This window comes from Secundilactobacillus muriivasis (assembly GCF_054785195.1).
The window spans coordinates 1-23,299 of record NZ_BAABMI010000068.1; the positions used below are offsets into that span (position 1 = coordinate 1).

Annotated in this window: 21 protein-coding genes and 7 tRNA genes; 27 read left to right on the top strand and 1 reads right to left on the bottom strand. The window is 47.5% G+C overall.

Going from position 1 to position 23,299, the window contains the following annotated elements; translation table 11 throughout:
* The first annotated feature begins 83 nt into the window (after nucleotides 1-83).
* From ACYVR3_RS13960 to ACYVR3_RS14015, 12 genes are all read left to right on the top strand, one after another.
* Nucleotides 84-156: transfer RNA gene (locus ACYVR3_RS13960), tRNA-Asn, on the top strand.
* A gap of 18 nt (nucleotides 157-174) precedes the next feature.
* Nucleotides 175-247, top strand: a tRNA-Thr gene (locus ACYVR3_RS13965).
* A gap of 206 nt (nucleotides 248-453) precedes the next feature.
* A complete protein-coding gene (locus tag ACYVR3_RS13970; RefSeq protein WP_054736768.1) occupies nucleotides 454-768 on the top strand; it encodes a PTS sugar transporter subunit IIB in 315 nt (104 codons plus the stop codon).
* A 240-nt stretch (nucleotides 769-1,008) separates the two neighbouring features.
* On the top strand, nucleotides 1,009-2,487 hold the full coding sequence (locus tag ACYVR3_RS13975; protein WP_461244751.1) for a peptide MFS transporter: 1,479 nt from the start codon (nucleotides 1,009-1,011) through the stop codon (nucleotides 2,485-2,487).
* Between the two features lie 80 nt (nucleotides 2,488-2,567).
* Nucleotides 2,568-3,407 carry a metallophosphoesterase gene (locus ACYVR3_RS13980; protein WP_461244752.1) on the top strand — a complete coding sequence of 280 codons (840 nt, stop codon included), beginning with the start codon at nucleotides 2,568-2,570 and terminating at the stop codon, nucleotides 3,405-3,407.
* Nucleotides 3,408-3,515: 108 nt separating this feature from the next.
* Nucleotides 3,516-3,598, top strand: a tRNA-Tyr gene (locus ACYVR3_RS13985).
* A gap of 8 nt (nucleotides 3,599-3,606) precedes the next feature.
* Nucleotides 3,607-3,678 (top strand) — tRNA-Gln (locus tag ACYVR3_RS13990).
* A 72-nt stretch (nucleotides 3,679-3,750) separates the two neighbouring features.
* A tRNA-Tyr gene (locus tag ACYVR3_RS13995) sits at nucleotides 3,751-3,833 on the top strand.
* A 10-nt stretch (nucleotides 3,834-3,843) separates the two neighbouring features.
* Nucleotides 3,844-3,915, top strand: a tRNA-Gln gene (locus ACYVR3_RS14000).
* Nucleotides 3,916-4,005: 90 nt separating this feature from the next.
* On the top strand, nucleotides 4,006-4,800 hold the full coding sequence (gene proC / locus ACYVR3_RS14005) for a pyrroline-5-carboxylate reductase (protein WP_054736770.1): 795 nt from the start codon (nucleotides 4,006-4,008) through the stop codon (nucleotides 4,798-4,800).
* Between the two features lie 76 nt (nucleotides 4,801-4,876).
* Entirely contained in the window at nucleotides 4,877-6,013 is a 1,137-nt protein-coding gene (nagA, locus tag ACYVR3_RS14010) for an N-acetylglucosamine-6-phosphate deacetylase (protein WP_461244753.1), read from the top strand.
* 32 nt (nucleotides 6,014-6,045) lie between these two features.
* Complete coding sequence (locus tag ACYVR3_RS14015; RefSeq protein WP_054736772.1) at nucleotides 6,046-6,747, top strand: GntR family transcriptional regulator; 702 nt, start codon at nucleotides 6,046-6,048, stop codon at nucleotides 6,745-6,747.
* 835 nt (nucleotides 6,748-7,582) lie between these two features.
* Here ACYVR3_RS14015 and ACYVR3_RS14020 read toward each other — a convergent pair.
* Complete coding sequence (locus ACYVR3_RS14020) at nucleotides 7,583-8,323, bottom strand: WecB/TagA/CpsF family glycosyltransferase (protein WP_461244754.1); 741 nt, start codon at nucleotides 8,321-8,323, stop codon at nucleotides 7,583-7,585.
* A 147-nt stretch (nucleotides 8,324-8,470) separates the two neighbouring features.
* Here ACYVR3_RS14020 and ACYVR3_RS14025 point away from each other — a divergent pair, with 147 nt between their 5' ends.
* From ACYVR3_RS14025 to ACYVR3_RS14095, 15 genes are all read left to right on the top strand, one after another.
* Nucleotides 8,471-9,943 (top strand): nicotinate phosphoribosyltransferase, encoded by a 1,473-nt coding sequence (locus ACYVR3_RS14025; RefSeq protein ID WP_461244755.1) that lies wholly within the window; start codon nucleotides 8,471-8,473, stop codon nucleotides 9,941-9,943.
* A 55-nt stretch (nucleotides 9,944-9,998) separates the two neighbouring features.
* Nucleotides 9,999-10,823: an ammonia-dependent NAD(+) synthetase gene (gene nadE / locus ACYVR3_RS14030; protein WP_057152265.1), complete on the top strand. Its 825-nt coding sequence runs from the start codon at nucleotides 9,999-10,001 to the stop codon at nucleotides 10,821-10,823.
* Nucleotides 10,824-11,080: 257 nt separating this feature from the next.
* A complete protein-coding gene (locus tag ACYVR3_RS14035; protein ID WP_461244756.1) occupies nucleotides 11,081-13,735 on the top strand; it encodes a cation-translocating P-type ATPase in 2,655 nt (884 codons plus the stop codon).
* A 12-nt stretch (nucleotides 13,736-13,747) separates the two neighbouring features.
* Entirely contained in the window at nucleotides 13,748-14,182 is a 435-nt protein-coding gene (locus tag ACYVR3_RS14040; RefSeq protein ID WP_461244757.1) for a hypothetical protein, read from the top strand.
* Between the two features lie 174 nt (nucleotides 14,183-14,356).
* On the top strand, nucleotides 14,357-16,522 hold the full coding sequence (locus tag ACYVR3_RS14045; protein WP_461244758.1) for a Tex family protein: 2,166 nt from the start codon (nucleotides 14,357-14,359) through the stop codon (nucleotides 16,520-16,522).
* Complete coding sequence (locus ACYVR3_RS14050; protein ID WP_461244759.1) at nucleotides 16,515-16,979, top strand: SprT family protein; 465 nt, start codon at nucleotides 16,515-16,517, stop codon at nucleotides 16,977-16,979. Before ACYVR3_RS14045 ends, ACYVR3_RS14050 begins: the two co-directional genes overlap by 8 nt.
* A 13-nt stretch (nucleotides 16,980-16,992) precedes the next feature.
* Entirely contained in the window at nucleotides 16,993-18,267 is a 1,275-nt protein-coding gene (locus ACYVR3_RS14055) for a homoserine dehydrogenase (RefSeq protein WP_461244760.1), read from the top strand.
* Nucleotides 18,268-18,270: 3 nt separating this feature from the next.
* Nucleotides 18,271-19,152: a homoserine kinase gene (gene thrB, locus ACYVR3_RS14060; protein WP_461244761.1), complete on the top strand. Its 882-nt coding sequence runs from the start codon at nucleotides 18,271-18,273 to the stop codon at nucleotides 19,150-19,152.
* A 97-nt stretch (nucleotides 19,153-19,249) separates the two neighbouring features.
* A tRNA-Leu gene (locus ACYVR3_RS14065) sits at nucleotides 19,250-19,334 on the top strand.
* Nucleotides 19,335-19,420: 86 nt separating this feature from the next.
* On the top strand, nucleotides 19,421-20,056 hold the full coding sequence (locus tag ACYVR3_RS14070) for an HAD family hydrolase (protein WP_461244762.1): 636 nt from the start codon (nucleotides 19,421-19,423) through the stop codon (nucleotides 20,054-20,056).
* A gap of 97 nt (nucleotides 20,057-20,153) precedes the next feature.
* Entirely contained in the window at nucleotides 20,154-20,573 is a 420-nt protein-coding gene (locus tag ACYVR3_RS14075) for a PTS sugar transporter subunit IIA (protein WP_054736784.1), read from the top strand.
* Nucleotides 20,570-21,073, top strand: a complete 504-nt coding sequence (locus tag ACYVR3_RS14080; protein ID WP_054736785.1) for a PTS system mannose/fructose/N-acetylgalactosamine-transporter subunit IIB — start codon at nucleotides 20,570-20,572, stop codon at nucleotides 21,071-21,073. The genes ACYVR3_RS14075 and ACYVR3_RS14080 overlap by 4 nt, the downstream gene beginning before the upstream one ends.
* 141 nt (nucleotides 21,074-21,214) lie before the next feature.
* Nucleotides 21,215-22,012, top strand: coding sequence for a mannose/fructose/sorbose family PTS transporter subunit IIC (locus tag ACYVR3_RS14085; protein WP_461244763.1), 798 nt, complete (start codon nucleotides 21,215-21,217; stop codon nucleotides 22,010-22,012).
* 13 nt (nucleotides 22,013-22,025) lie between these two features.
* Entirely contained in the window at nucleotides 22,026-22,841 is an 816-nt protein-coding gene (locus ACYVR3_RS14090; RefSeq protein ID WP_461244764.1) for a PTS system mannose/fructose/sorbose family transporter subunit IID, read from the top strand.
* Between the two features lie 13 nt (nucleotides 22,842-22,854).
* On the top strand, nucleotides 22,855-23,169 hold the full coding sequence (locus tag ACYVR3_RS14095) for a hypothetical protein (protein WP_461244765.1): 315 nt from the start codon (nucleotides 22,855-22,857) through the stop codon (nucleotides 23,167-23,169).
* The last annotated feature ends 130 nt before the right edge of the window (nucleotides 23,170-23,299 follow it).

A 23,299-nucleotide genomic window follows, 5' to 3' on the forward strand; every position in this document is an offset into this window, starting at 1 on the left:
GAACACAGAAGTTAAGCTTCAGCACGCCGAGAGTAGTTGGGGGATCGCCCCCTGCAAGGGTAGGACGTTGCCACGCGTATTATTCCGGCATAGCTCAGTTGGTAGAGCACCTGACTGTTAATCAGGTTGTCGACGGTTCGAGCCCGCCTGCCGGAGTTTTTATATTTATGTTATGCCGGCTTAGCTCAGTTGGTAGAGCATCGGTATCGTAAACCGAGGGTCGGGGATTCGAATTCCTCAGCCGGCATTAATAAACGTTGAAAGGTTAGTAGCAGTTGCTACTAACCTTTTTTTGTGCGATAAAGTTAATTTGAAATTGGTATATATCAGTAAAACGCCAATATCAGTGCAATCATGGCCGTAATTCAGACTTGTGGTCTACAATGTTTAGTGGTATTCTTAAGTCAATCGACTAAGAACGTTTAAATGCGTTAATTTCAGGGGGTTATAAAGATGACACGAGTATTAATTGTATGTGGTAGTGGTATTTCTAGTGAATTGTTACAGCAGGCGGCAGAACGCTCGGCAGAAGCTTACCATGCCGATATTGAGTTTGAAGCAACGAGTTATTTAGCCATTAAACAATCTGGTGCTGACGATGCTGATCTAGTGTTAGTTGCCCCACAGGTCAGTTACCATTACGATGAATTAACAACGTTGCATCAAAACGTACACCAAATTCCTGACGATGTTTACGGTTGGTTAAACGGTGAAAACCTGGTTAAATTCGCCCTGGCAGAATTAGATAAAAATAAGGTAGCCGGGTGAAAGGTCTCATACAGGCCAACTAGCGACTGAAATTATTTTAAGAGAATTGAATCCCTTAAAAATCAATCATCCCAAGCCTATCTAAGCTCGAGCAACGTTGCGTTGGTCGAGCTTTCGGCGTATAATACGCTATATGTTTCAATTAGAAGTTTATGAGGGTGTTGACGCTGACACCCCCAATAGTCACTCTGGTAAATAAATGGGATTGCTTGAGTGAGAGATGTCTGGAGGTATATTTTTTTGGATAACCAAGAGAAACAAAAGTTAGATCGTTCCTTCTTTGGTCAGCCTAAAGGGTTGTCAACGTTGTTCTTCACCGAAATGTGGGAACGGTTTAGTTACTATGGTATGAAAGCAATTCTGATCTACTACATGTACTTCTCAATTGCTAAGGGTGGTCTGGGCATGGACAAGGGGCTTGCTGCCTCTGTCATGTCGATTTACGGGTCATTAGTTTATTTGTCTTCTGTGCTTGGTGGTTTCTTAAGTGACCGGGTATGGGGGAGTCGAAAGACCGTCTTTTATGGCGGGGTTTTGATCATGTTTGGTCATATTTGTTTGGCATTACCATTTGGTAAAGTTGCCTTATTTATCTCAATTTGTTTAATTACGATTGGGACTGGGTTATTGAAGCCTAACGTTTCCGAAATGGTCGGTTCGTTATATAACGAAGGTGACGTTCGTCGGGATTCTGGGTTTACGATCTTCGTCTTTGGGATCAACCTTGGGTCATTGATTGCACCGTTTGCCGTTAGTGGGATGCAAAGTGCCTTTAACTTCCACGCCGGCTTCTCATTGGCCGCAATCGGGATGTTTATTGGGTTGATCTTCTACTGGTACGGCGGTAACAAGTATCTCAGCAAGGATTCTCTGTATCCTGATGATCCGTTGGAACCAGGCGACGCAAAGAAGTTATCATTCCGCGTCTTGATTGGCGTTATCGCCTTTGCCTTAATCTTATTGATCATGGAGGTCTTCAACGCCTTAACGATCAGCACGTTCATTACGTTATTGAGTATCATTGCCGTCTTGACGCCAGTTGCCTACTTCGCCGTTATGTTAACGAGCAAGAAGGTCACTAAGCAAGAACGGTCACGGGTTTGGGCGTACGTGCCATTGTTCATCGCTGCCGCAATCTTCTGGGCAATTGAAGAACAAGGGTCCGTTGTGTTGGCACTGTTCGCGGAATCACAAACGAACAACCACTTCTTGGGCTTGAACATTAACCCAGCCAACTATCAATCATTAAACCCACTGTTCATTTTGATCTACACGCCAATCTTTGCCACGATGTGGACGAAGCTTGGTAAGAAGCAACCTTCATCACCATCGAAGTTTGCGATTGGGATGGTTTTTGCCGGGATTTCATACCTGTTCATGGTGGTTCCCGTTGCCATGTTTGGCCCACACGCAGCCGTTAGTCCACTTTGGTTAGTTGGTAGCTGGGCAATCGTTGAAATTGCCGAATTACTGATTTCACCAATTGGGTTGTCAGTCACGACGAAATTGGCGCCAAAAGCGTTCCAGTCATCAATGATGAGTATGTGGTTCTTGGCCGATTCAGCTGGTCAAGCCGTTAACTCACAAATCGTTAAATTCTATACGCCAGAAAACGAAGTCATGTACTTCACCATTATTGGGGTCGTTTCAATTGTCTTTGCCATTATCTTGTTCTTAATGGTTAAGCCAATCAAGCGCCTAATGGCCGGTGTTCAATAAGCAATTATTAGAAAAGATGTGTTACGATATTATCGTAGCGCATCTTTTTTTGCGTAATCAAATGAAGGCGGGGAATCGACGTGGTAAAGGTGGCTCTTTCAAGTGACCAACATTTAGATATTAATCAGGTGCCAGTTGAAACGATGATTAGCCAGCAAGCAGCGTGGTTACTTCAGCAACAAGTCGGTATTTATCTGGTTGCGGGAGATCTGTTTAATCATTTTGACCGGTCGTTAGCCTTCATGCAGCAATTACAAGCTGCAGTACCAACGATTCAGGTGCGGTTTATTGCTGGTAATCATGATATGGTGAATGGCGTAACGTTTGATGAACTGGAGCAACCGTTAGATCCGACTTACCTGCATAACCAGTTTTTCGATGTTCCTGGGACGGATTGGCGAATCATTGGTAACAATGGGTGGTATGACTATACGTTTGCTGATGGACTTGATAAAGACGTTGCAGCGTTTGAACAGTGGAAGCGGGCTTATTGGTTGGACAGTGCGATTCAGCAACCCATGACCGATCCTGAGCGCACGGATCTTGTTTTAGAGCAGGTAACGGCTCAGTTAAAACGAGCGCAGGTTGATCAAAAGCGGGTCTTTTTTATGACCCACTTTGTCCCGCAATCGACTTACCTACGCATTACTGATGATAACCGATTTTGGAACATGGCAAATGCAATGATGGGGAGTCAGCGATTAGGCAATCTATTAACTCAGTTTAAAGTTGACCGAGTCTTATTTGGCCACATGCATCTACGTACGCAACCGCGGCTAATTGACGGCACAACGTATTATAATCAGGCAGTGGGGTACGGCACCAAACGTCGGCATGAATGGCAGTCGGATTCGTTTTTAACGGAATGGCAACGCCAACTCCGCATCGTTGAGCTGGATTCCTCGAATTTAAAATCATGAAAAATCGATGAATTGAATTAAAATGCGGTAATAGCTTCAAAAAGGGCTTGCGTCCGAGTTGTTAATTTGGTATTATAATGTAGTTGATTTGTTACAGATCAATGTTTTGGATGGGTAGCGAAGTCTGGCTAAACGCGGCGGACTGTAAATCCGCTCCTTCGGGTTCGGTGGTTCGAATCCACTCCCGTCCATTAATCATTGGGCTATAGCCAAGTGGTAAGGCAACGGGTTTTGATCCCGTGATGCGCTGGTTCGAACCCAGCTAGCCCAATTTCAACTCAATTAAGGGTTGACTGTTTATACAAGATATTGTATAGTTATAAATGTTGTTTTTAGTCTTTTTGGAAGGGTAGCGAAGTCTGGCTAAACGCGGCGGACTGTAAATCCGCTCCTTCGGGTTCGGTGGTTCGAATCCACTCCCTTCCATTTTAATTATTGGGCTATAGCCAAGTGGTAAGGCAACGGGTTTTGATCCCGTGATGCGCTGGTTCGAACCCAGCTAGCCCAACTAAAAAAGAGGTCAGTCACGGTGTGTGACTGGCTTTTTTTTGCTATAATAGAACTATGACTAAGATGATGTTTGAGGAGTGAACTGATGATGAAAATTGGGTTTATTGGTGTCGGTGGTATGGCACAAGCAATCATCAAAGGCCTGTTGAAAACGGGAAATGTGGCGGCACAAGATATTTTAGTACATAGTGCGCACAACACCTACCAGACCTTTGCCGAAGAGACCGGTGTTCAAGCAGCAACGAGTAACCAAGCTGTCGCACAAGCAAGTGACTTGCTGGTACTGGCAGTGACGCCGAATGTCGCAACTAATGTTTTACAGGAGGTTCGCGACGAATTAGATCCAAAGCGAGTCACCTTGATTTCAATCGTGGCGGGACTGAGCCTAAAGCGACTAGAAGAATTGGCCGGCTATGAGTTACCGATCTTACGGACGTTACCAAACTTAAACGTGGCAATTGGGGCCGGGATGACGGCCGTTCATGCAAACGACCAGTTAACCGGAACCGCTTACGATACCGCAGTTCAATTGTTTAATTCGATTGGTAGTATTGTGACGTTACCAGAGGCGGATTTTGCAACGTTCTCTGCGCTCGCTGGTTCATCACCAGCTTACGTCTACTTCTTTATCGATAGTTTAAGTCGAGCTGGCGTGAAGTATGGGTTGACCAAGGCTCAGGCAACCAAGATTGCTGCGCAAGCGGTGATGGGGTCTGCTCAGATGGTGTTAGCGTCTGATGAAAACCCATTTGGGCTCGTTGATCAAGTTTCTTCACCAGGTGGTAGTACGGTGGCTGGGTTGTTGGCCATGGAAGAAGCTGGCTTTATGACCGCCGTCGTTAAAGGAATCGACGCCACCATCGAAAAGAATAATGCAGAATAAGGCAACTTCCTTAGACATATGGTCTATACCAGTATATAATTGACCTATACTGATTGATATCTAGGAGGATGCATATATGAGTATCGTGTTGAAGCACGCCACAATTTACACTGGTGAAGAGGTTATCTTGGATGGTTACATCCGGTTTGACGCTCAAATTGAAGCAGTTGGTGCCATGAGTGATTATCGCGCTCAGGCGAATGATGAGGTTCACTTCGTCAATGGTAAACTAATTGTCCCCGGGTTTATTGACGTTCATACCCACGGTGGTTATGGGTTTGATTCGATGGATGGCGATGCTGATCAGATTAATGAAATGGTTAACCTGATGACGCGCGAAGGGATTACCACGGTTTTCCCAACCACGATGACGCAGTCAAACGAAAACATTGCTCACGCGATGGTTGGCATTAAAGAGGCCGCCGCTAAGAATCCAGTGATTGCTGGGATTCACCTTGAAGGACCGTTTATTGCGGCGATTTATAAGGGTGCCCAACCTGAAAAATACATCAAGGATCCAGACGTTGCCTTACTTGATCACTGGAATGAATTATCTGGCGGGTTAGTTAAATTAATTACGTACGCACCAGAAGATCAAGGTGCTGAGAAGTTTGAAGATTACTGCTTAGCACACAACATTGTGCCATCTGTTGGACACAGTAACGCAACTCGGGCCCAGATGTTGGCAAGTCGGGCAACTCACGTGACGCATTTGTATAACGCCCAACGTGAGTTTAAGCACCGGGAACCTGGCGTAACGGGTCATGCCATGCTTGAAGATAACATGTATGCTGAATTGATCTGTGATGGGTTCCACATTGTACCAGACATGATCAAGCTGGCTTATGAACAAAAGGGGCCAGAAAAGATCGAATTAGTGACAGATTCAATGCGGGCCAAGGGCATGCCAGAGGGTGTCAGCGAACTTGGCGGTCAAAAAGTAATCGTTAAGGATAAGCAAGCCCGGCTTGAAAGTGGTAACTTGGCTGGTTCCGTTTTGCGCTTCGATGATGCCTTTAGAAACATCATCAACTTTACGGGCTGTGACATTGCTGACGCGGTTCAAATGGCGTCAGTTAACCAAGCAGCGGAATTTGGACTTACCCAAAAAGGAAAATTATTGCCAGGTCTAGACGCCGATTTGAACGTCTTTGACCGGGCCCTCAATTTAGAGACAACTTACAGTTTTGGTCGTCAAATCGTGACCGACTAAGGTGTAAGTGACGTAGAAAGGTCGTTTGTGCTATGGGATCACCTGTATATATTCAAATTCATAATGAAATCAAAAAAGCGATTGAAGCCGGAAAATGGTCCGTCGGTGATCGTATTCCGTCAGAGCGTGAATTGGCGGTTCAATTTAACGTGAGCCGAATGACGTTGCGGCAAGCGATTCAAACCTTGGTTGAAGAGGGAATTTTAGAGCGCTTTGTGGGCTCCGGCACGTTTGTTGCCAACCAAAAAGTGCAAGAGAAGATGTCGGGTGTGACCGGGTTTACGGACCTGATGCTGGCGCAAGGAAAGCAACCTTCTAGCAAAACCGTCTCGTATCACGTTATGAGTCCTTCATTAAGTGAAGCTGAAAAGTTAAAGCTGAAGGATGACGAAGAAGTCCTTCGAATGGAACGGGTGCGTTACGGCGATGATGTGCCGATTAGTTTTGAAGTGGCCACGATTCCAGTTGAAATCGTCGATGGTCTGTCAAAGCCTGAAGTGACGGATTCGTTATATCGAACACTGGAAACGAAGAAGAATATGATTCCAGGCCATGCCAAGCAAATGGTTTCAGCATCGTTGGCCTCAGAACGCATTGCTGAATTCTTGGACATCAAACGTGGCGACGCCATTTTACGGCTCCGCCAAATCTCTTATCTCCAAGACGGCCGACCATTCGAATACGTTCGGACGCAATATGTTGGCGAACGATTTGAATTTTACCTTGAAAAGTAGCCTGATTAACAAAACCGCCTCACCGAAATCCGGTGAGGCGGTTTTTATGTGCTTATGTTTGTATCCAGCGTAAGCATGTGTAGTTTGTGAAGTACAGTGATTCTGGTTTTCTATAGTGGAAGAATACCGCGGGAGGCTCCGGCGCTATGCGAGGCTGGAACGCAGTGGCGGGCCTACGAGCTAGGAATGGCTGAGAACCGCCATGCCGGATCTCTCCGGACCCGCGTATGACTAAAGCACTCGCAGCCCGAACCCCACGGACTACGACTGCTTAAGTCATACCGACACTGCTGAGCCTCGCGCGCCTCCGCCTCCCGCTACATAGTGCGCTGTTAGCAGCCAAAACCGTTGGCTGTCACATGTTGAAGTTGACGAAACTGTGTACCGGCAACATTAGACGATAACGCGACAACTGCAGAAGTAATTGTGATCAATGTTCAGTAACCGCAATGAACCAACTGCTGAGCTTCATCAGTTAACCGTCACGTTTATGCTGATTTGATAAGATAACGTTGCTGTTCAACGCATTTTGAGATGTTCTGCGATAGTGCCGAACTACGCAATGTGAGATGAAGGTAAGCGACTAGGTGTATGCTGTGTCGCGATGATTGGTGGTTGTTGGTGCCCTTCCGACAACCGCCAATCATCGGGGACAAATGTAAGACTCGCATGGGTTTGGGCGAGGCTTACATTTGAGGTCTGAGACCGCCCTTTGGCTCAGGCCGGCCCCACAGCAGGAACCTAGTCGCTTACCGGAATCGTCAGTTCACACAAATCACATTTCACAAACTCACATCAATGATGCTTACGCTGGACACAAGCGACAGTAGAATTACTACTTTTGCCGCAACTTCCGCGCCTCGCGTTTAACTGTGCGCAGATAACGTGGCAGTACCAGCATCCGTTTTGCGCGGGTGGGTTCGCTAATGAGGCGGTAAAACCATTCAAGTCGATGTTCTTGGAAGAACTTCGGTGCACGTTTGGTATGGCCGCTAAGCACGTCGAAGCTACCGCCGACGCCCATCCAGAGACCGTGGTTGAGGTGCTGGTATGCGGCAATGAGTTCTTCTTGTTTTGGGAAACCAACGGCTAAGAAAACCATGTCTGGTTGCTGTTGCGCAATATCGTTAGCAATTGGTGCGAAATCGTCAAAATAGCCGTTTCGAGCGCCGAGGACTTTCAAATGAGGATATCGGTCAGCGACAACGCGCTTTAGGTCGGTGATCACCTCTTGCTTAGCCCCAACAAAGTAAACGGAGCGTTGGTGTTGGTTTCCCCACGCGAGTAAAGCCAACATGGTGTCGTAGCCGGTGATCCGTTCGGGGAGCGGGGTCTTCAAAATTTCGGCACCCTTAATGATACCGATGCCATCGGGCGTTACATAATCGGCCGCTTCCAACAACGTTTGATAACTTGGATGCTGCCGGGCGTACATAACGATTTCGGGGTTAGCAGTCACCACGAAAGTTGTTTGCCGGATGTCGATTCGGTGTTCAACAGCATCGAGAAAGGCTTGCTGAGTTGCGTTAATAAATGGAACGTTGAGTACGTTTACAATTGGAAATTCTTGTGACATAGTAACCACCTATTCTGATAGAAAGAAAACGCCTGATTCGATGACGTCCTTCTTGATTAATGATAAAATAGTAGCTATAACAAAAGCGTGTTCCAAATGGATCAACTTAAGCTTTGGAACCGGTAAGCAGACAAGGGAGTTGCAAGTATGGCAAAGCAGTATCCAGATGATAGCACAACGTTACATACGGATGCGTATGAACTAAGTATGATTCAAACTTACTTTGAAAAAGGCATTCAAGATAAACGTGCGATTTTTGAAGTGTATTTTCGACAAATGCCGTTCCGAAATGGGTTTGCGGTTTTTGCGGGACTTGAACACATTATTCATTATATCGAAAACTGTCACTTTACGGAAAGTGATATTGCGTATTTAAAAGAAACTGAGGACTTTTCACCCGCGTTCTTAGATTACCTCGCTAATTTTAAGTTTAAGGGAACGATTCGGTCGGCAGTTGAGGGCGAATTAGTCTTCAATAACGAGCCGATGATTCAAGTTGAGGGACCGTTAGCGGACTGTCAGTTAATTGAAACGGCGGTTCTAAACATCGTTAACTATCAAACCCTGATTGCCACGAAGGCTGCTCGAATTCGCTCGGTTGCCGGTAACGACGGCATCATGGAATTTGGGACACGTCGGGCACAAGAGTTTGATGCGGCGATTTGGGGAACTCGGGCCGCTTACATTGGTGGTTTTGATGCCACCTCAAACGTTCGCGCTGGGAAGTTGTTTGGCATTCCAATCAGCGGAACGCACGCGCATGCGTTAGTTCAAACCTATGGCAACGACTACGATGCCTTCCGCGCTTACGCAGAAACGCACCGCGACTGCGTATTTCTCGTGGATACGTACGACACCGTTAAGAGTGGTGTGCCAAGTGCCATTCGAGTCGCTAAAGAAATGGGCGACAAGATCAATTTCCAAGGTGTTCGAATTGACTCAGGCGATATGGCTTATCTATCAAAGCGGGTTCGCGAATTATTGGATGAAGCCGGATTTACGGATGCCAAAATTTACGCTTCCAACGATTTAGATGAAAAAACGATTATGTCGTTGAAGATGCAAAATGCCAAGATCGATGTTTGGGGCATTGGGACCAAGCTGATCACGGCATTTGACCAACCCGCCCTTGGCGCCGTCTATAAGATGGTGTCCATTGAAAATGATCAAGGTGAGATGCAAGATACCATCAAACTGTCTAATAACGCCGAAAAGGTCTCAACTCCTGGGCGCAAGCAGGTTTGGCGGATCACCAAGAAGGCGGATGGTAAGTCTGAAGGGGACTACATCGCGTTGTGGGATGAAGATCCACGGCAAGCGGAAGAACTCTACATGTTCCACCCAAGTTACACTTACATCAATAAGACTGTAACGGCGTTTGATGCCCGACCAATCTTACAACCGATTTTTGACGAAGGACGTTTGGTTTACCAACAACCAGAGTTGAAGGCTATTCGCGATTTGTGTCAAAAGAATCAGGAATCACTTTGGCCAGAATACAAGCGGGATCTGAATCCGCAAAAATACCCAGTGGACCTCTCCCAGAATTGTTGGGATAACAAGATGGCCCTGATCAAATCAATTCACGATTACGTCAAAACCATTAATTTTAACGAGTAGCGTTGCTCACGACTCACAGCCTTGGACACGTCTCAAACAAAGGAGCAACGAAAGTATGAGAGCATTGCAAGCAGAAATTATTCAGGCTTTAAAGGTTCAACCGACAATTGATCCAGAGGCTGAAATTCGCCGAAGTATTGATTTTCTAAAGTCCTACCTGACGACTACTGGGTTAAAAACCTTGGTGTTAGGCATCTCCGGTGGGCAAGATTCGACGTTAGCCGGAAAATTGAGTGAACTTGCGGTAACTGAATTGCGGGCCGAAACTGGTGACGACTATCAATTTATCGCAGTACGCTTGCCATATGGCGTTCAGGCGGATGAACCGGATGCGATGGCAGCCATCAAGTTTATGCAGGCGGATCGGGTTGAACGCGTGGACATCAAAGCGGCGACCGATGCCGCTGTCGTTTCGGTTGAAGCCAATAACGAAACCATTACCGATTTTAACAAGGGCAACATTAAAGCCCGTCAACGCATGATCGCACAATTTGCGATTGCTGGCGCTAATCAGGGCGCCGTTGTGGGCACTGACCACGCAGCGGAGGCGATTACCGGGTTTTACACCAAGTTTGGCGACGGGGCCGCGGACATTACCCCAATCTGGCGACTCAATAAGCGGCAGGGGAAGCAATTACTCAAAGCGTTGAAGGCCCCCGCCCATCTCTATACCAAAGTGCCAACCGCCGATCTTGAAGAAGACCGACCGGCATTACCAGATGAAGTAGCCTTGGGGGTTTCGTATGATGACATTGATGACTACCTAGAAGGTAAGTCGATTGATGAACAGGCTGCCGAAACGATTGAGAACTGGTATGTGAAATCGCAACATAAGCGTCATTTACCAGTGACAGTGTTTGATACGTTCTGGAAAGCTTAATCTTTTACGTAATCGACACCAAACATTTACAAAATATTTACATGAATTTGGTATGATGGTTAAAACAAAGTAACGTTGGTTGCCGTAATTAAAGGCGACTGGCGTTGCAAACAGTGTACGACCATGAGGGAGTAACCAGCAGATTCTTCTGTGACTGACCCGTCAGCAAGGGATGACCAATCTCCGGGGAAGTCTTAAACGGTGAGACTTATAACGATCACATGACGTGGGTAACCGCGAAAACAGGAGGGTTTATGATGGCGGAAAAATCATGGTATCAGCTAACGGTTCAAGAACTGTTGGCTAAATTGGCAACTCGGGAATCTGGCTTAACAACGGATGAGGTAACGACAAGACGGGAACAGTACGGTGAAAACCGGCTGGCAGCTAAACGTCAAACAACGTTGATTGAGAAGTTCATTGCGCAGTTTAAGGATTTTATGATCATAGTACTGATCGTAGCGGCAATTGTGGCTGGTGCGACTGGTGAGATGGTTGATGCATTAATTATCTTAGCCGTTGTGTTGTTGAACGCAGTATTCGGTGTTTTTCAGGAGGCCAAAGCAGAGGAGGCCATTAATTCCTTAAAGGAAATGGCAGCGCCCGTCGCTCAGGTTGAACGTGACGGTGAGGTTGTGACTGTTAAGAGTAACGAATTGGTGCCGGGTGACGTTGTTCACTTGGAGGCGGGTGATATTGTGCCTGCTGACTTACGGTTACTTACAGCTAATACGATGCGGGTTGAAGAATCTGCGTTGACTGGCGAATCAGTTCCGGTGACTAAACGAGCTGACGTGTTGACTGACGCTGATTTAGCGTTAGGCGACCGGGAAAACTTAGCTTACATGAACACGAACGTGACGACTGGTCGTGGGAGTGGGGTCGTGATTGCAACGGGGATGCAGACTGAAGTTGGTCGAATCGCCGGCATGATCGATGCCGCAGAAGAAACGAAGACGCCATTACAAGAAAACTTGACTCAGTTAGGGAAATGGCTGACGATTTTGATTCTTGTAATTGCCGTTGTGGTGTTCTTGATTGGGATGCTTCGCGGTCAAGAATCCGTTGTGGATATGTTATTGACAGCCATTTCATTAGCGGTTGCGGCTATTCCGGAAGGGTTGCCCGCAATCGTGACGATCACGTTAGCGTTAGGGACGCAACGGATGGCAAAGCGTAAAGCCTTGATTCGACGTTTACCAGCGGTTGAAACGTTGGGGAGTACCGATATCATTGCTTCGGATAAGACCGGGACGTTAACGCAAAACAAGATGACTGTGGAACAGCTGGTGCTTGATGGCACGTTAACTGATGCTAAAGTAGCTGACGTACCAGCTGATTCACCGTTAGCGTTAGCAATGATGTTGAACAACGATACGAAGTTTACGGATGCTGGTTTAGGCGGTGATCCAACTGAAACCGCACTGGTTCAATATTATTTGGATCATGACGTTGCGGCCCAAACGGTGATTGAAACCCACCCACGAGTTGCTGAAATCGCCTTTGATTCTGAGCGAAAGTTGATGTCAACGTTTAATCAGACTGCAGATGGTCAACTGGTTCAGTACGTTAAAGGGGCTCCGGATCAATTATTGACCCGGGTCACTCGCATCTTGGATCATGGTCAAGTTCGGCCAATTACGGCTGCCGACCGTGAACAACTCTTGGCAACTAACCACGAGTTAGCGACACAAGCCCTTCGCGTTTTGGCGTTTGGGTATCGACCACTCGATGCCGTGCCAGAGCCGTTGACAAGCGAACATGCCGAACAGGACCTGATCTTGATTGGCTTAATTGCGATGATCGATCCCGAACGGCCAGAAGTGGCGGCTGCGGTTGCTGAAGCTCATAGTGCCGGAATTCGCCCAATTATGATCACGGGTGACCACAGAGATACGGCGCAAGCAATTGCTCGCCGGTTGGGCATTTTAAGTCCGGATGGTGATGATGATGACCAAGTGATCACTGGAGCTGAATTAGATGCTATTTCGGATGCGGATTTTGAAAAACGGGTGGCAAATTACTCAGTCTATGCGCGGGTTGCACCTGAACACAAGGTGCGAATCGTCAATGCTTGGCAAAAGCAGGGGAAGGTCGTCGCGATGACCGGTGACGGCGTTAACGATGCGCCAGCCTTAAAGGCGGCCGACATTGGTGTCGGCATGGGCATCACCGGGACCGAAGTGTCAAAGGGTGCCAGTGATATGGTCTTAGCTGACGACAACTTCTCAACGATTGTGGTAGCGGTGGAAGAAGGACGTAAGGTCTTCTCCAACATTCAAAAGGCCCTTCAGTACCTCTTATCGGCCAACATTGGGGAAGTCTTAACCCTGTTTGTCATGACGCTGTTAGGGTGGCAAATTTTAGCTCCCGTTCAGATTTTATGGATCAACTTAGTAACGGACACCTTCCCAGCCATTGCACTGGGGCTTGAACCGGGCGAACCAGATATTATGAAACGTAAACCACGGGGACGAAGCTCGAACTTCTTCTCGGGTGGCGTTTTCGGGAACGTCTTGTATCAAGGACTTTTGGAAGGCCTGATCACCTTGAGCGTTTACGGAATCGGGTTAGCTTTCCCAGTGCATCAAAGCGCAGAACTTGCACATGCGGATGCGTTAACCATGGCTTTCGCAACGTTAGGTTTAATTCAATTGTTCCACGCGTTTAATTCAAAGACGATTCATCAATCAATCTTTAAAGTTGGGTTATTCCGTAACCGGGCCTTGAACTGGGCAATTTTAGCCGCGTTCTTATTACTGGCAGCAACGATCGTTGTGCCAGGCTTTAACACCGTCTTCCACTTAACACCGCTGAGCGGCAGTCAATGGGGAACGGTATTGGGCGCCGGGGTTGTAATGATTGCAATCGTCGAAATTGTGAAGTGGTGCCAACGCCGCTTACTCAAATAGGAGGAAGTTTTTATGAAACCAAACAACATGTCAAGCTACTTACCAGTGTTAACGCAAATTATTGAAAACACGGACAAAACCGGTGGTGAGATGAACGCCGATTTTGAACAATTGCGTCAAGCTATTGATCAAGATCAGGTTGCTGGTCTTGGAACGGAGACGTTAACAACCATTAAAGCAACGTTCCAAAAGGGGACGGATACCTATACGCAAAACCTTAACCAACTACAACAAGCAAGTGTACCGGTTCGCATTTTGGGCAAGCACAAGCAACTTGTTTCAGCTTACCGTAACTATGCTGAAGCGTGTCAGGCAATGGTCAATGCGATTGATCCAGAGCAGCAAACAGTTGATGTTGAAGCCTTCAATACCTCAGAACACGAACAAGAAAACATGATGGAAAAAGTAACCAATGCGGCTCAACGGATTATGTCAACTGTCATGTAACGTTTGAATAGTAGTGACGAGGAAAGGTCCAGCCGCTTCGTCAATAAAAATCCCAATGGTTGTCAGTAACCGTTGGGATTTTTTAAATGGGAAAAAGGTTAACTTTATGAGATAGCCGTGAGGGAATCCGAGTGGCATGGTATAATGAATTAATTCTAGTGAAGGGTGTCAGATATGGAACCAGAGATTGTTGAACGTGTGAAGCAGACGCTATCACAGTATAAAGCACGACAGGTTGAGACGACATTGAAGTTACTGTCAGAAAACAATACGGTACCCTTTATCGCACGGTATCGAAAGGAAATGACGGGCAACCTTGACGAAGTCGCCATTCGTGAGATTCAAGACGAGGCCAACCGAATCACGAAGTTGCAGCAACGGAAACGTGAGGTACTGAACCAGATTTCGGAACAGGGTAACCTGACGCCAGGCTTAACCAAGCAGATCAATGCGGCAACGCAACTGCAACAGGTTGAAGACCTCTATTTACCATATAAACAAAAACGACAAACGAAGGCGGAAATTGCTAAAGCGGCCGGGTTGATGCCGTTCGCTCAATGGATACTGCAGTTTCCAACAACTGGCATTGAAGCCAAGGCCAAGCAATTTATTAACGATGAGGTTACTGATGTGTCAGCGGCACTCGCTGGCTTACACGAAATTTTGACCGAAGCCATCGGTGAGCGGGCACAATTTCGGGAGTGGGTTCGGCGGTATACGGCCCGAAATGGTCAGTTAACAAGTCGGTTAAAGCGAAACGGGGAGTCACTAGATGACGACCACGTTTATCAGCTTTACTACGAATTTGAAACGCCACTAAAACAGGTTAGCCATTACCAAACGCTGGCAATCAACCGCGGTGAAAAAGCCAAAGTGTTGACGGTGAAAATTAAAGTTGATGAGGACGCCATTTTACAGTATTTAAACTTTCAATTAATTGGGCGCCATCATGGGCCAGCGGTTGAGATCGTAACGGCGGCTTATAAAGATGCCTATAAACGGTTTATCGGGCCAGCGATTGAACGTGATTTGCGACGAGAGCTAACGGATGGCGCTCAGACCCATGCGATTCAAGTGTTCGGTGATAACTTGTACCATTTGTTGATGCAAGCACCGCTTAAAAATCACGTGGTAATGGGCTTTGATCCGGCTTATCGAACAGGCTGTAAATTGGCCATTATGGATGGTAACGGTAAATTTCTGGCTAAGCAGGTCATTTATCCGCACAAACCAGCCCCTGCTCAAAATCGAGAAGCCGCAATGCCAGCGTTTTTAAAGTTATTGACGGATTATCAGGTTGATATGATCGCCATCGGTAACGGTACGGCCAGTCGGGAATCAGAACAGTTTGTGGCCGATGCGATCAAGCAAATGAAGCGGCCGGTCCGGTATACGATCGTCAACGAGGCGGGGGCTTCAGTTTACTCGGCTAGCAGCGTTGCGCGCAAGGAGTTTCCGGACTTTAACGTTGAGGAACGGTCCGCTGTCAGCATTGGTCGGCGACTACAAGACCCATTGGCTGAGTTGATTAAAATTGATCCCAAATCGGTGGGCGTTGGTCAGTATCAGCATGATGTTGCCGAGAGTGCGTTGGATGAACAATTGGACCGGGTCGTGGAAACGGCTGTTAATCAGGTCGGCGTCGATTTGAACCGCGCGAGCGTTGAGTTATTGACCCACATTTCGGGATTAACCGCCCGGACCGCTACCAATATTGTGGCTTATCGGGATGAAATTGGAACGTTTACGACCCGCGTTCAGTTGAAAAAAGTGCCGCGCCTGGGACCTAAGGCCTATGAGCAATCGGTTGGTTTCTTACGAATCATTGGCGGAAAAAACATTTTGGATAACACGGATATCCATCCGGAAAGTTATCCAGTGGCCAAGCAGATTTTGAAGCACCTTAACGTGACGTTAGCCGATGTTGGCACGTCAAAAATGCCGACCGGATTACCGGCAACCGAATTAGCCACGATGAGTCAGTTATTCGGGGTTGGTAACACAACGCTGACCGATATTTTAGCAGGCTTACAGCGTCCTGGTCGCGATTTACGGGATGAGATGCCGGCACCAATTTTGCGGACCGATGTGTTACAAATGGCTGATTTAAAACCCGGAATGGAATTGCAGGGTACGGTACGTAACGTCGTTGATTTTGGCGTTTTCGTTGATATTGGGGTCAAACAGGATGGGTTGGTGCACATTTCGCACTTGACCAAGCACTTTGTTCGCAATCCGGCGGCAGTGGTGTCTGTGGGCGATATTGTCACGGTTTGGGTCCTATCAGTAGACGAAGACCGGCACCGAATCCAACTTTCAATGGTGGCACCAGATGACTGATGCAGAATTACAACAGCTAGTGGAACGTATATCGTTAACGTCGTTTGGAAAACCGTTCCAACACCGAGCCGTTTTTAACGCGCGGTTGAAGACGACGGGCGGCCGTTACCACTTAGATGACCATCATATTGATATTAACCCGAAGATGCTAACGGCATTTGGTGAAGACACCTTAATTGGAATCATTAAACATGAGTTGTGTCATTATCACTTGCACTTAGCGGGGCAGTCTGGCAAACACGGGACGCCCGCGTTTAAGCAATTATTACAAGCAGTAGGTGGTTCAAGGTACGCACCAAGACTGGAACCACCAGTTAAACGAGCATCGAAACGGCGCCTCGTTTATCGGTGCTCACGATGTGGTCAGCTTTACGAACGCCAGCGACGAATTAATCTGGATCGGATGGTCTGCGGTCGTTGTCGGGGACGGTTACAATTAATTAAAAAAGTGAATTAGAAGAGGTGGGGCAATGGTGAAAACAATCAAAATTGGCTTGATCGGTTTGGGCACGGTGGGAAGCGGTGTCGTTCGGATCTTAAAGGCCCAGCGTGACTTGATTCAACAACAAACGGGACTCGTGTTTGAGGTGACGCAGGCAATTGTTGCTAATCCGGAACGGCAACGGGATGCTGATTTGCAGACGGTGTCTTTGGGTACGGATGCGACTCAGTTATTTAACGACCCAACGCTAGACGTCGTGGTTGAAGTGATGGGCTCGGTTGCTGGTGCTAAACCCTTGATCGAACAGGCACTAAAAGCGCATAAACACGTGGTAACGGCCAACAAGGATCTGATTGCTCAGTATGGCGAACCGCTGGCAGAACTCGCAAGTCAAAATGGCGTGACCCTGCGTTACGAGGCCAGTGTTGCCGGTGGTATTCCGATTCTGCAAACTTTGCGGACCGTGTACACGGCGGACCCGGTCACTGAAATTGCCGGGATTCTCAACGGAACGACCAACTTTATTTTGACGCAGATGGACGAACAGGGGCTGACGTACGATCAGGCGTTAGATGAAGCTAAGGAACGCGGGTTTGCTGAAACGGACCCAACCAATGACGTTGACGGGTTTGATGCTGCCTACAAGTTGGGCATTTTAACTAAGATGGCGTTTGGTATCTCAGTGGCTCAAGATGACATTGACATCACTGGAATTCGGGAACTCGACATTAACGATGTTCGAGCAGCCCGTGCTTCAGGTTATGAACTTAAACTGGTGGGCATCTCCAAACAAACCCCGGCTGGCCTGCAACTCGCCATTACACCAATGGTGATCCACGAAGATCGGCCACTGGCAAAAATTAAAAACGAAAATAACGCCGTTTGGGTGAAGAGCACCAATATCGGAACGGCGCTGTACGTTGGTCCCGGTGCCGGTCAGCTACCAACTGGTAACAGTGTGGTGACGGACTTGATCCAAGTGGGTAAAGCAATCGATCGTGGCAACCAGGCCGAACCATTTGCGCTCAAACAATCGTCAGTTAAGCCCGCAATTGTGAAGGGCAATCAAACTTACTGGCTATTGGTTGCCGCACCGAACCCAAACAGCTTAGCCGATAATTTAAAGCTGATGTTTGAAGGGGTTCAAGTGAGTCAGCCCGATACGATTCGGGGATTAGATCCGCATCAAACGCTCACCAGTTTTGAGATTCAACTGCCACAACCCGTAACAACGGAGCGGTTTATTAACCGCGCCCAACGGTTGGGACAAGTCATTGCAGCATATCCAGTATTGGAGGACTAGAGAATGGGTAAAATTATTATTCGCGTACCAGCAACTTCGGCCAATATGGGCCCCGGGTTTGATTCGATTGGGGTGGCTTTTCACCTGTATTTGACCGTTATCATCGAAGAAGAAACTGAACGCTGGCGGGTCAATCATGCGCTTGGGTCTGACGTACCAACTGATGAGACAAACTTGATCGTCAAATCCGCGTTGGCCGTTAATCCAGATCTCAAACCACACCAGTTGACCGTGATGTCAGATATTCCGGTGGCGCGTGGGTTGGGGAGTTCTTCAACCGCTGTGATTGCCGGACTAAAAATCGCCAACGCATTGGGTGAAATGAATTTGTCACTTGACGAACAGGTCACGATTGCCGCTAAAATGGAAGGTCATCCGGACAACATTGCCCCAGCCCTGTTAGGCGACGTGGTGATTGCGGACTTTGATGGCGAAACAGCTGCCACGGTGAAACTGCAGATGCCAGACAATCTGAAGGTTCTGGCGTTTATTAAGAACCAACCACTTTTAACTTCAGACAGTCGTAACGTGTTGCCAGAACAGTTACCGCTTAAACAAGCAGTGATTGGGAGCAGTGTTGCCAATCTACTTGTGGCCTCGCTGGCGAGTGGTAATTGGGAAATGGCTAGCAAGATGATGGAAAAGGATGAATTCCATGAAAAAGTTCGGACGGCGTTGGTCCCTGAACTTCCCGTTATTCGGCAAGCCGCTCATGAATTAGGGATTTACGGCACTTATTTGAGTGGTGCCGGTCCAACTATCGCGACGTTTGGGACGGAAGCACAATTATTAGCGCTACGTCAAAAATTAACTGATATGGATCTTGCTGGCAGTCTGCGAATCTTTGACATCGATCGTGAAGGAACGACGGTCAATGCCGAGTAAAATCGGTTAAACTCACCTAAATTTCAACAAATATTGAATAATCTTCAAATAACTATTGTCAACAGGGCATAATTCTGGTATATTATTTCTTGTTGATGCGGCCATGGCGGAACTGGCAGACGCGCAAGATTAAGGATCTTGTCGGGGTAATCCCGGTGGAGGTTCGAGTCCTCTTGGCCGCATATCTAAGCTCGGAGGGATTTGACTGATAAGTTGAATCCTCCGAGCTTTTTCGTTAGGTTATTTTGAAGTGAAAAGAGCGATGATAGTGAAAACTTTTATTTTTGACATTGATGGCACATTACTTGATACAGAAGCGATGTACATGAAGGCGTTAGATCAGGTGCTTCGTCAGCACGATATTCACCATTCTTACGAGAAGTTAGCCGAAACCTTCGGCATTACCAGTTTAGATGCTTTAAAGCGCTTAGCGGTCCCAGAATCACTGATTCAGCCGATTCTGAGTGAATGGGCAGCAGCGATTCCAGCATTTCAACGAGAAGTTCACGTTTACGATGGCATCGAAACGATGTTGCAGCAATTAAACGCTGTTCCGGGCACTCAAGTTGCTATCATGACATCGAAGCAGAAGTTTGAATTCGAGCGCGATGTGACGCCGCTGGGACTCGACCAGTACTTTAGTGAGTTCGTCTTCTTTGAAGATACGAAGCGGGGCAAACCGGCGCCAGATCCCATTTTATTGGCGATGAAGCGACTTGATGCGGATCCGGCTCAGACTGTCTACATTGGCGATACTCAGTATGATCTACAAGCTGCTCATGCTGCCGGTGTGAAGTTTGGTTTGGTAGCTTGGGGCGCCAGAAAACAGCCCGGCGTTAGTGCTGCCGACTATGTATTGGCCTTTCCAGATGAAATTGTGTCGCTCACCACGATGACCGATTAAGGTGCCGTGACCGGTAGCTGGAAGCGCTACAATGTGCTATTATTAACAAAGTAAAACGAACAGAAATTAACCATATTTTTTAAGAGGAGGCGCCAACATGATTGCCATTATTATTGCTAGTCACGGCAACTTTGCCACTGGTATTTTGCAATCAGCAACCATGATTTTTGGCAAGCAGGCGAAAGTTAAAGCAGTGACGTTCCAAGCGCAAGAGGGACCCGATGATTTGTTGGGTAAATACCAAACTGCGCTGGCTACCTTTGAACCAACGGATCAGGTGTTATTCCTGATCGATTTATGGGGTGGGTCACCGTTTAACGTTGCTAGTCGAATTGTTGCCGAAAATTTTGACCGCATGGCGTTACTATCAGGCCTTAATTTACCGATGCTGATTGATGCGTACACCATTCGGGAACAACCGCTAGATCGAGTGGTTAGCCATTTGGAAAAGAGTGGCCGACAAGGCATTCGACATCTAGAATTGCCCGATGATAATGAGGAGGATGACTTAGCGTGACAATGGATATTCGCTTAGCGAGAATTGATAGTCGCCTGCTGCATGGGCAGGTTGCGACTGTTTGGACTAAAACGGTTACCCCGAATCGAATCCTCGTTGTATCTGATCAGGTCGCCAAAGATCCGTTACGTAAAACTTTAATTACGCAGGCGGCACCACCTGGCGTTAAAGCAAACGTCATTACGGTTGCTAAGATGCTTCAGATTTATCAAGATCCCCGGTTTGACGCATTTAAAGCGTTACTCTTAACGGAGACGGCTCAGGATATGGTGGCGTTGGTCAAGGGCGGCGTTGATTTCAAACAAATTGGGATTAACGTTGGGAGCTTGGCTTACCGAGATGGCATGACGGTCGTGACGGATGCTATTGCGGTCGATAGCGCAGAAGCAGCGGCATTGCACTACTTAGCAACGGAAGCTGGTTTGGCGGTCACCGCTCAAAAAGTGCCAGCTGATCGGCAGCAAGCAATTGAACCGTTATTGGCACAAAAGGGCCTGTAGGTCAGTTGCCTAGATTTAAATGAACTTAAATTTGATAAATGAACAGCGGAAAATCCGGATGATTTGAACGTTAATCATTGGGATTTTTTCGCTTATATGGCCGGTATTGATGAGTACCGAGTAACTGGAAGGAGACGTGACGTGAGTAGTTTAGCAATTATTGGGTGTTTAATAGTGGCGTTTCTAGCCGGTGTAGACGGTATCTTGGATGAATGGTCGTTTCAACAACCTATCGTAGCGGGCACGTTGATGGGCATCGTCACGGGCGATATTTCGGCGGGGATTCTATTAGGTAGCAGTTTGCAAATGGTGACGTTGGGCTGGATGAACATTGGCGCTGCAGTGTCTCCTGACGTTGCCTTGGCAGTCGTTGCACCAGCGTATCTAGTCTGTGGCCCCGCACAGTTACCGTTAGCTGTGGGCGTTGCGCTGGCGATTCCGTTTGCGCTCATTGGTCAAGGACTCACCGTACTCGTTCGGCGGTTAGTGTCTCGGTTAGTTCACCGAGTTGAACGAGACGTTGCCGCAGGGCATTTAGAACGCGTTACCCAAGGACATTTGTTGAGTTTGGTCCTTCAGGGGTTACGGGTCATGGTACCGGTTGCGTTATTGTTGTGTATCCCAACATCGTTGATTCAATCGTTGATGGGGGATGTGCCTGCACTTGTCACCAATGGGCTGGCAGTTGCAGAAGGGTTTATCGCAGTGGTAGGTTACGCCATGGTGATTCAAATGATGGCAACTAAGCAACTCTGGCCGTTTTTCTTCCTGGGATTTGCGCTAGCGGCAGTTAAGGGCCTGAGTATGCTGTCCTTAGGCATGATTGGGCTGGCCATTGCGATCATCGTAGTGAGCTATTCATCGCAGCAGCAACCACCACAGGCAGGTTCAGGCGACGATGACTTGGATGATTTAGATCGAGAATTAGAAGACTTATGATGGGAGGTGCGAGATGGGTGAACCAGTTCGGTTAACGAAGGGCGATTTAGTAAGTATTTTTTGGCGGTCGAGCTTTGAACAGGGGTCGTGGAACTACGAGCGGATGCAAAATCTCGGCTTTGCCTACATCATGGTGCCAGCAATCAAGCGGTTGTACGATCAACCAAAAGACCAGCAGGCGGCGATGCAGCGGCATTTAGCGTTCTTTAACACGATGCCGTACATGCAATCAACGATTACGGGCGTGGTCCTGTCCATGGAAGAACAGCGTGCTAATGGTGGCTTGATTGAAGCCGAAGACATTAACAATGTCAAAGTTGGCATGATGGGGCCGTTAGCCGGTGTTGGTGACCCTATTTGGTGGAGCACGATTCGGCCGGTACTGGCGGCATTTGCGGTTGGTTTGGCCAATAGTCAGGTTGGCATCGTCGGCCCATTACTATTCTTTATTGTGTGGAATGCACTTCGGTTGGGGTTTAGAGGCTACACCCAAATGCTGGGCTACCATTCCGGCTTAAACATTACTCAGTACCTAAGCGGCAATCTCTTACCTCGTCTGACTCAAGGGGCTTCAATACTGGGGATGTTTATTATGGGCGCAGTTGTCCCACGTTGGACGGTGATTAACTTTCCGACGATTGTTGGTAGCGGGCGTAATGGGGTATCGATGCAGTACGTTTTAAATCAAATCCTACCGGGACTTGTACCGCTATTACTGACGCTTGGTTGCTTGTGGTTGATTCGTAAACGGGTAAACCCCATTTGGCTGATGATTGGTTTATTTGTTATTGGCTGCTTGGGTTATTGGAGTGGCATCCTAGGGCTATAACAGGAGATCGACAGTGTATAACGCAATTAACGAAGTTACAGTGAGCGCCAATTGGCTACGAACGCCAATCACGACTGTTTCCGGTCAGTTAACGCTTGGTAATCGGGGCGTCGAATTTCGTCCCAACAACGCCACAGCAGTCGTCCAAATTGATTACGCACAGATCAGTCGTGTTTGGGTCCAACTTCGATTTAACCGCTGGCCCCACGGGTTAACAGTTGAACTCACGACCGGTGAGCGGTATCAATGGGTTTCGTGGCGAGCCAGCCAGGTTGTGCACGTATTCAATCGAAAATTAGCCGTTGGTGTCGTCCGACATCAACGGTGATTAAAAAACACTTAATCGGTGGTTGTTCTCATCGATTAAGTGCTTTTTGCTGTCGTTTGTGTCCAACGTAAGCATATTGTGGTTTAGTTTGTGAAGTGCGGTGACTTGCGTAAACTGTCGATTCCGGTAA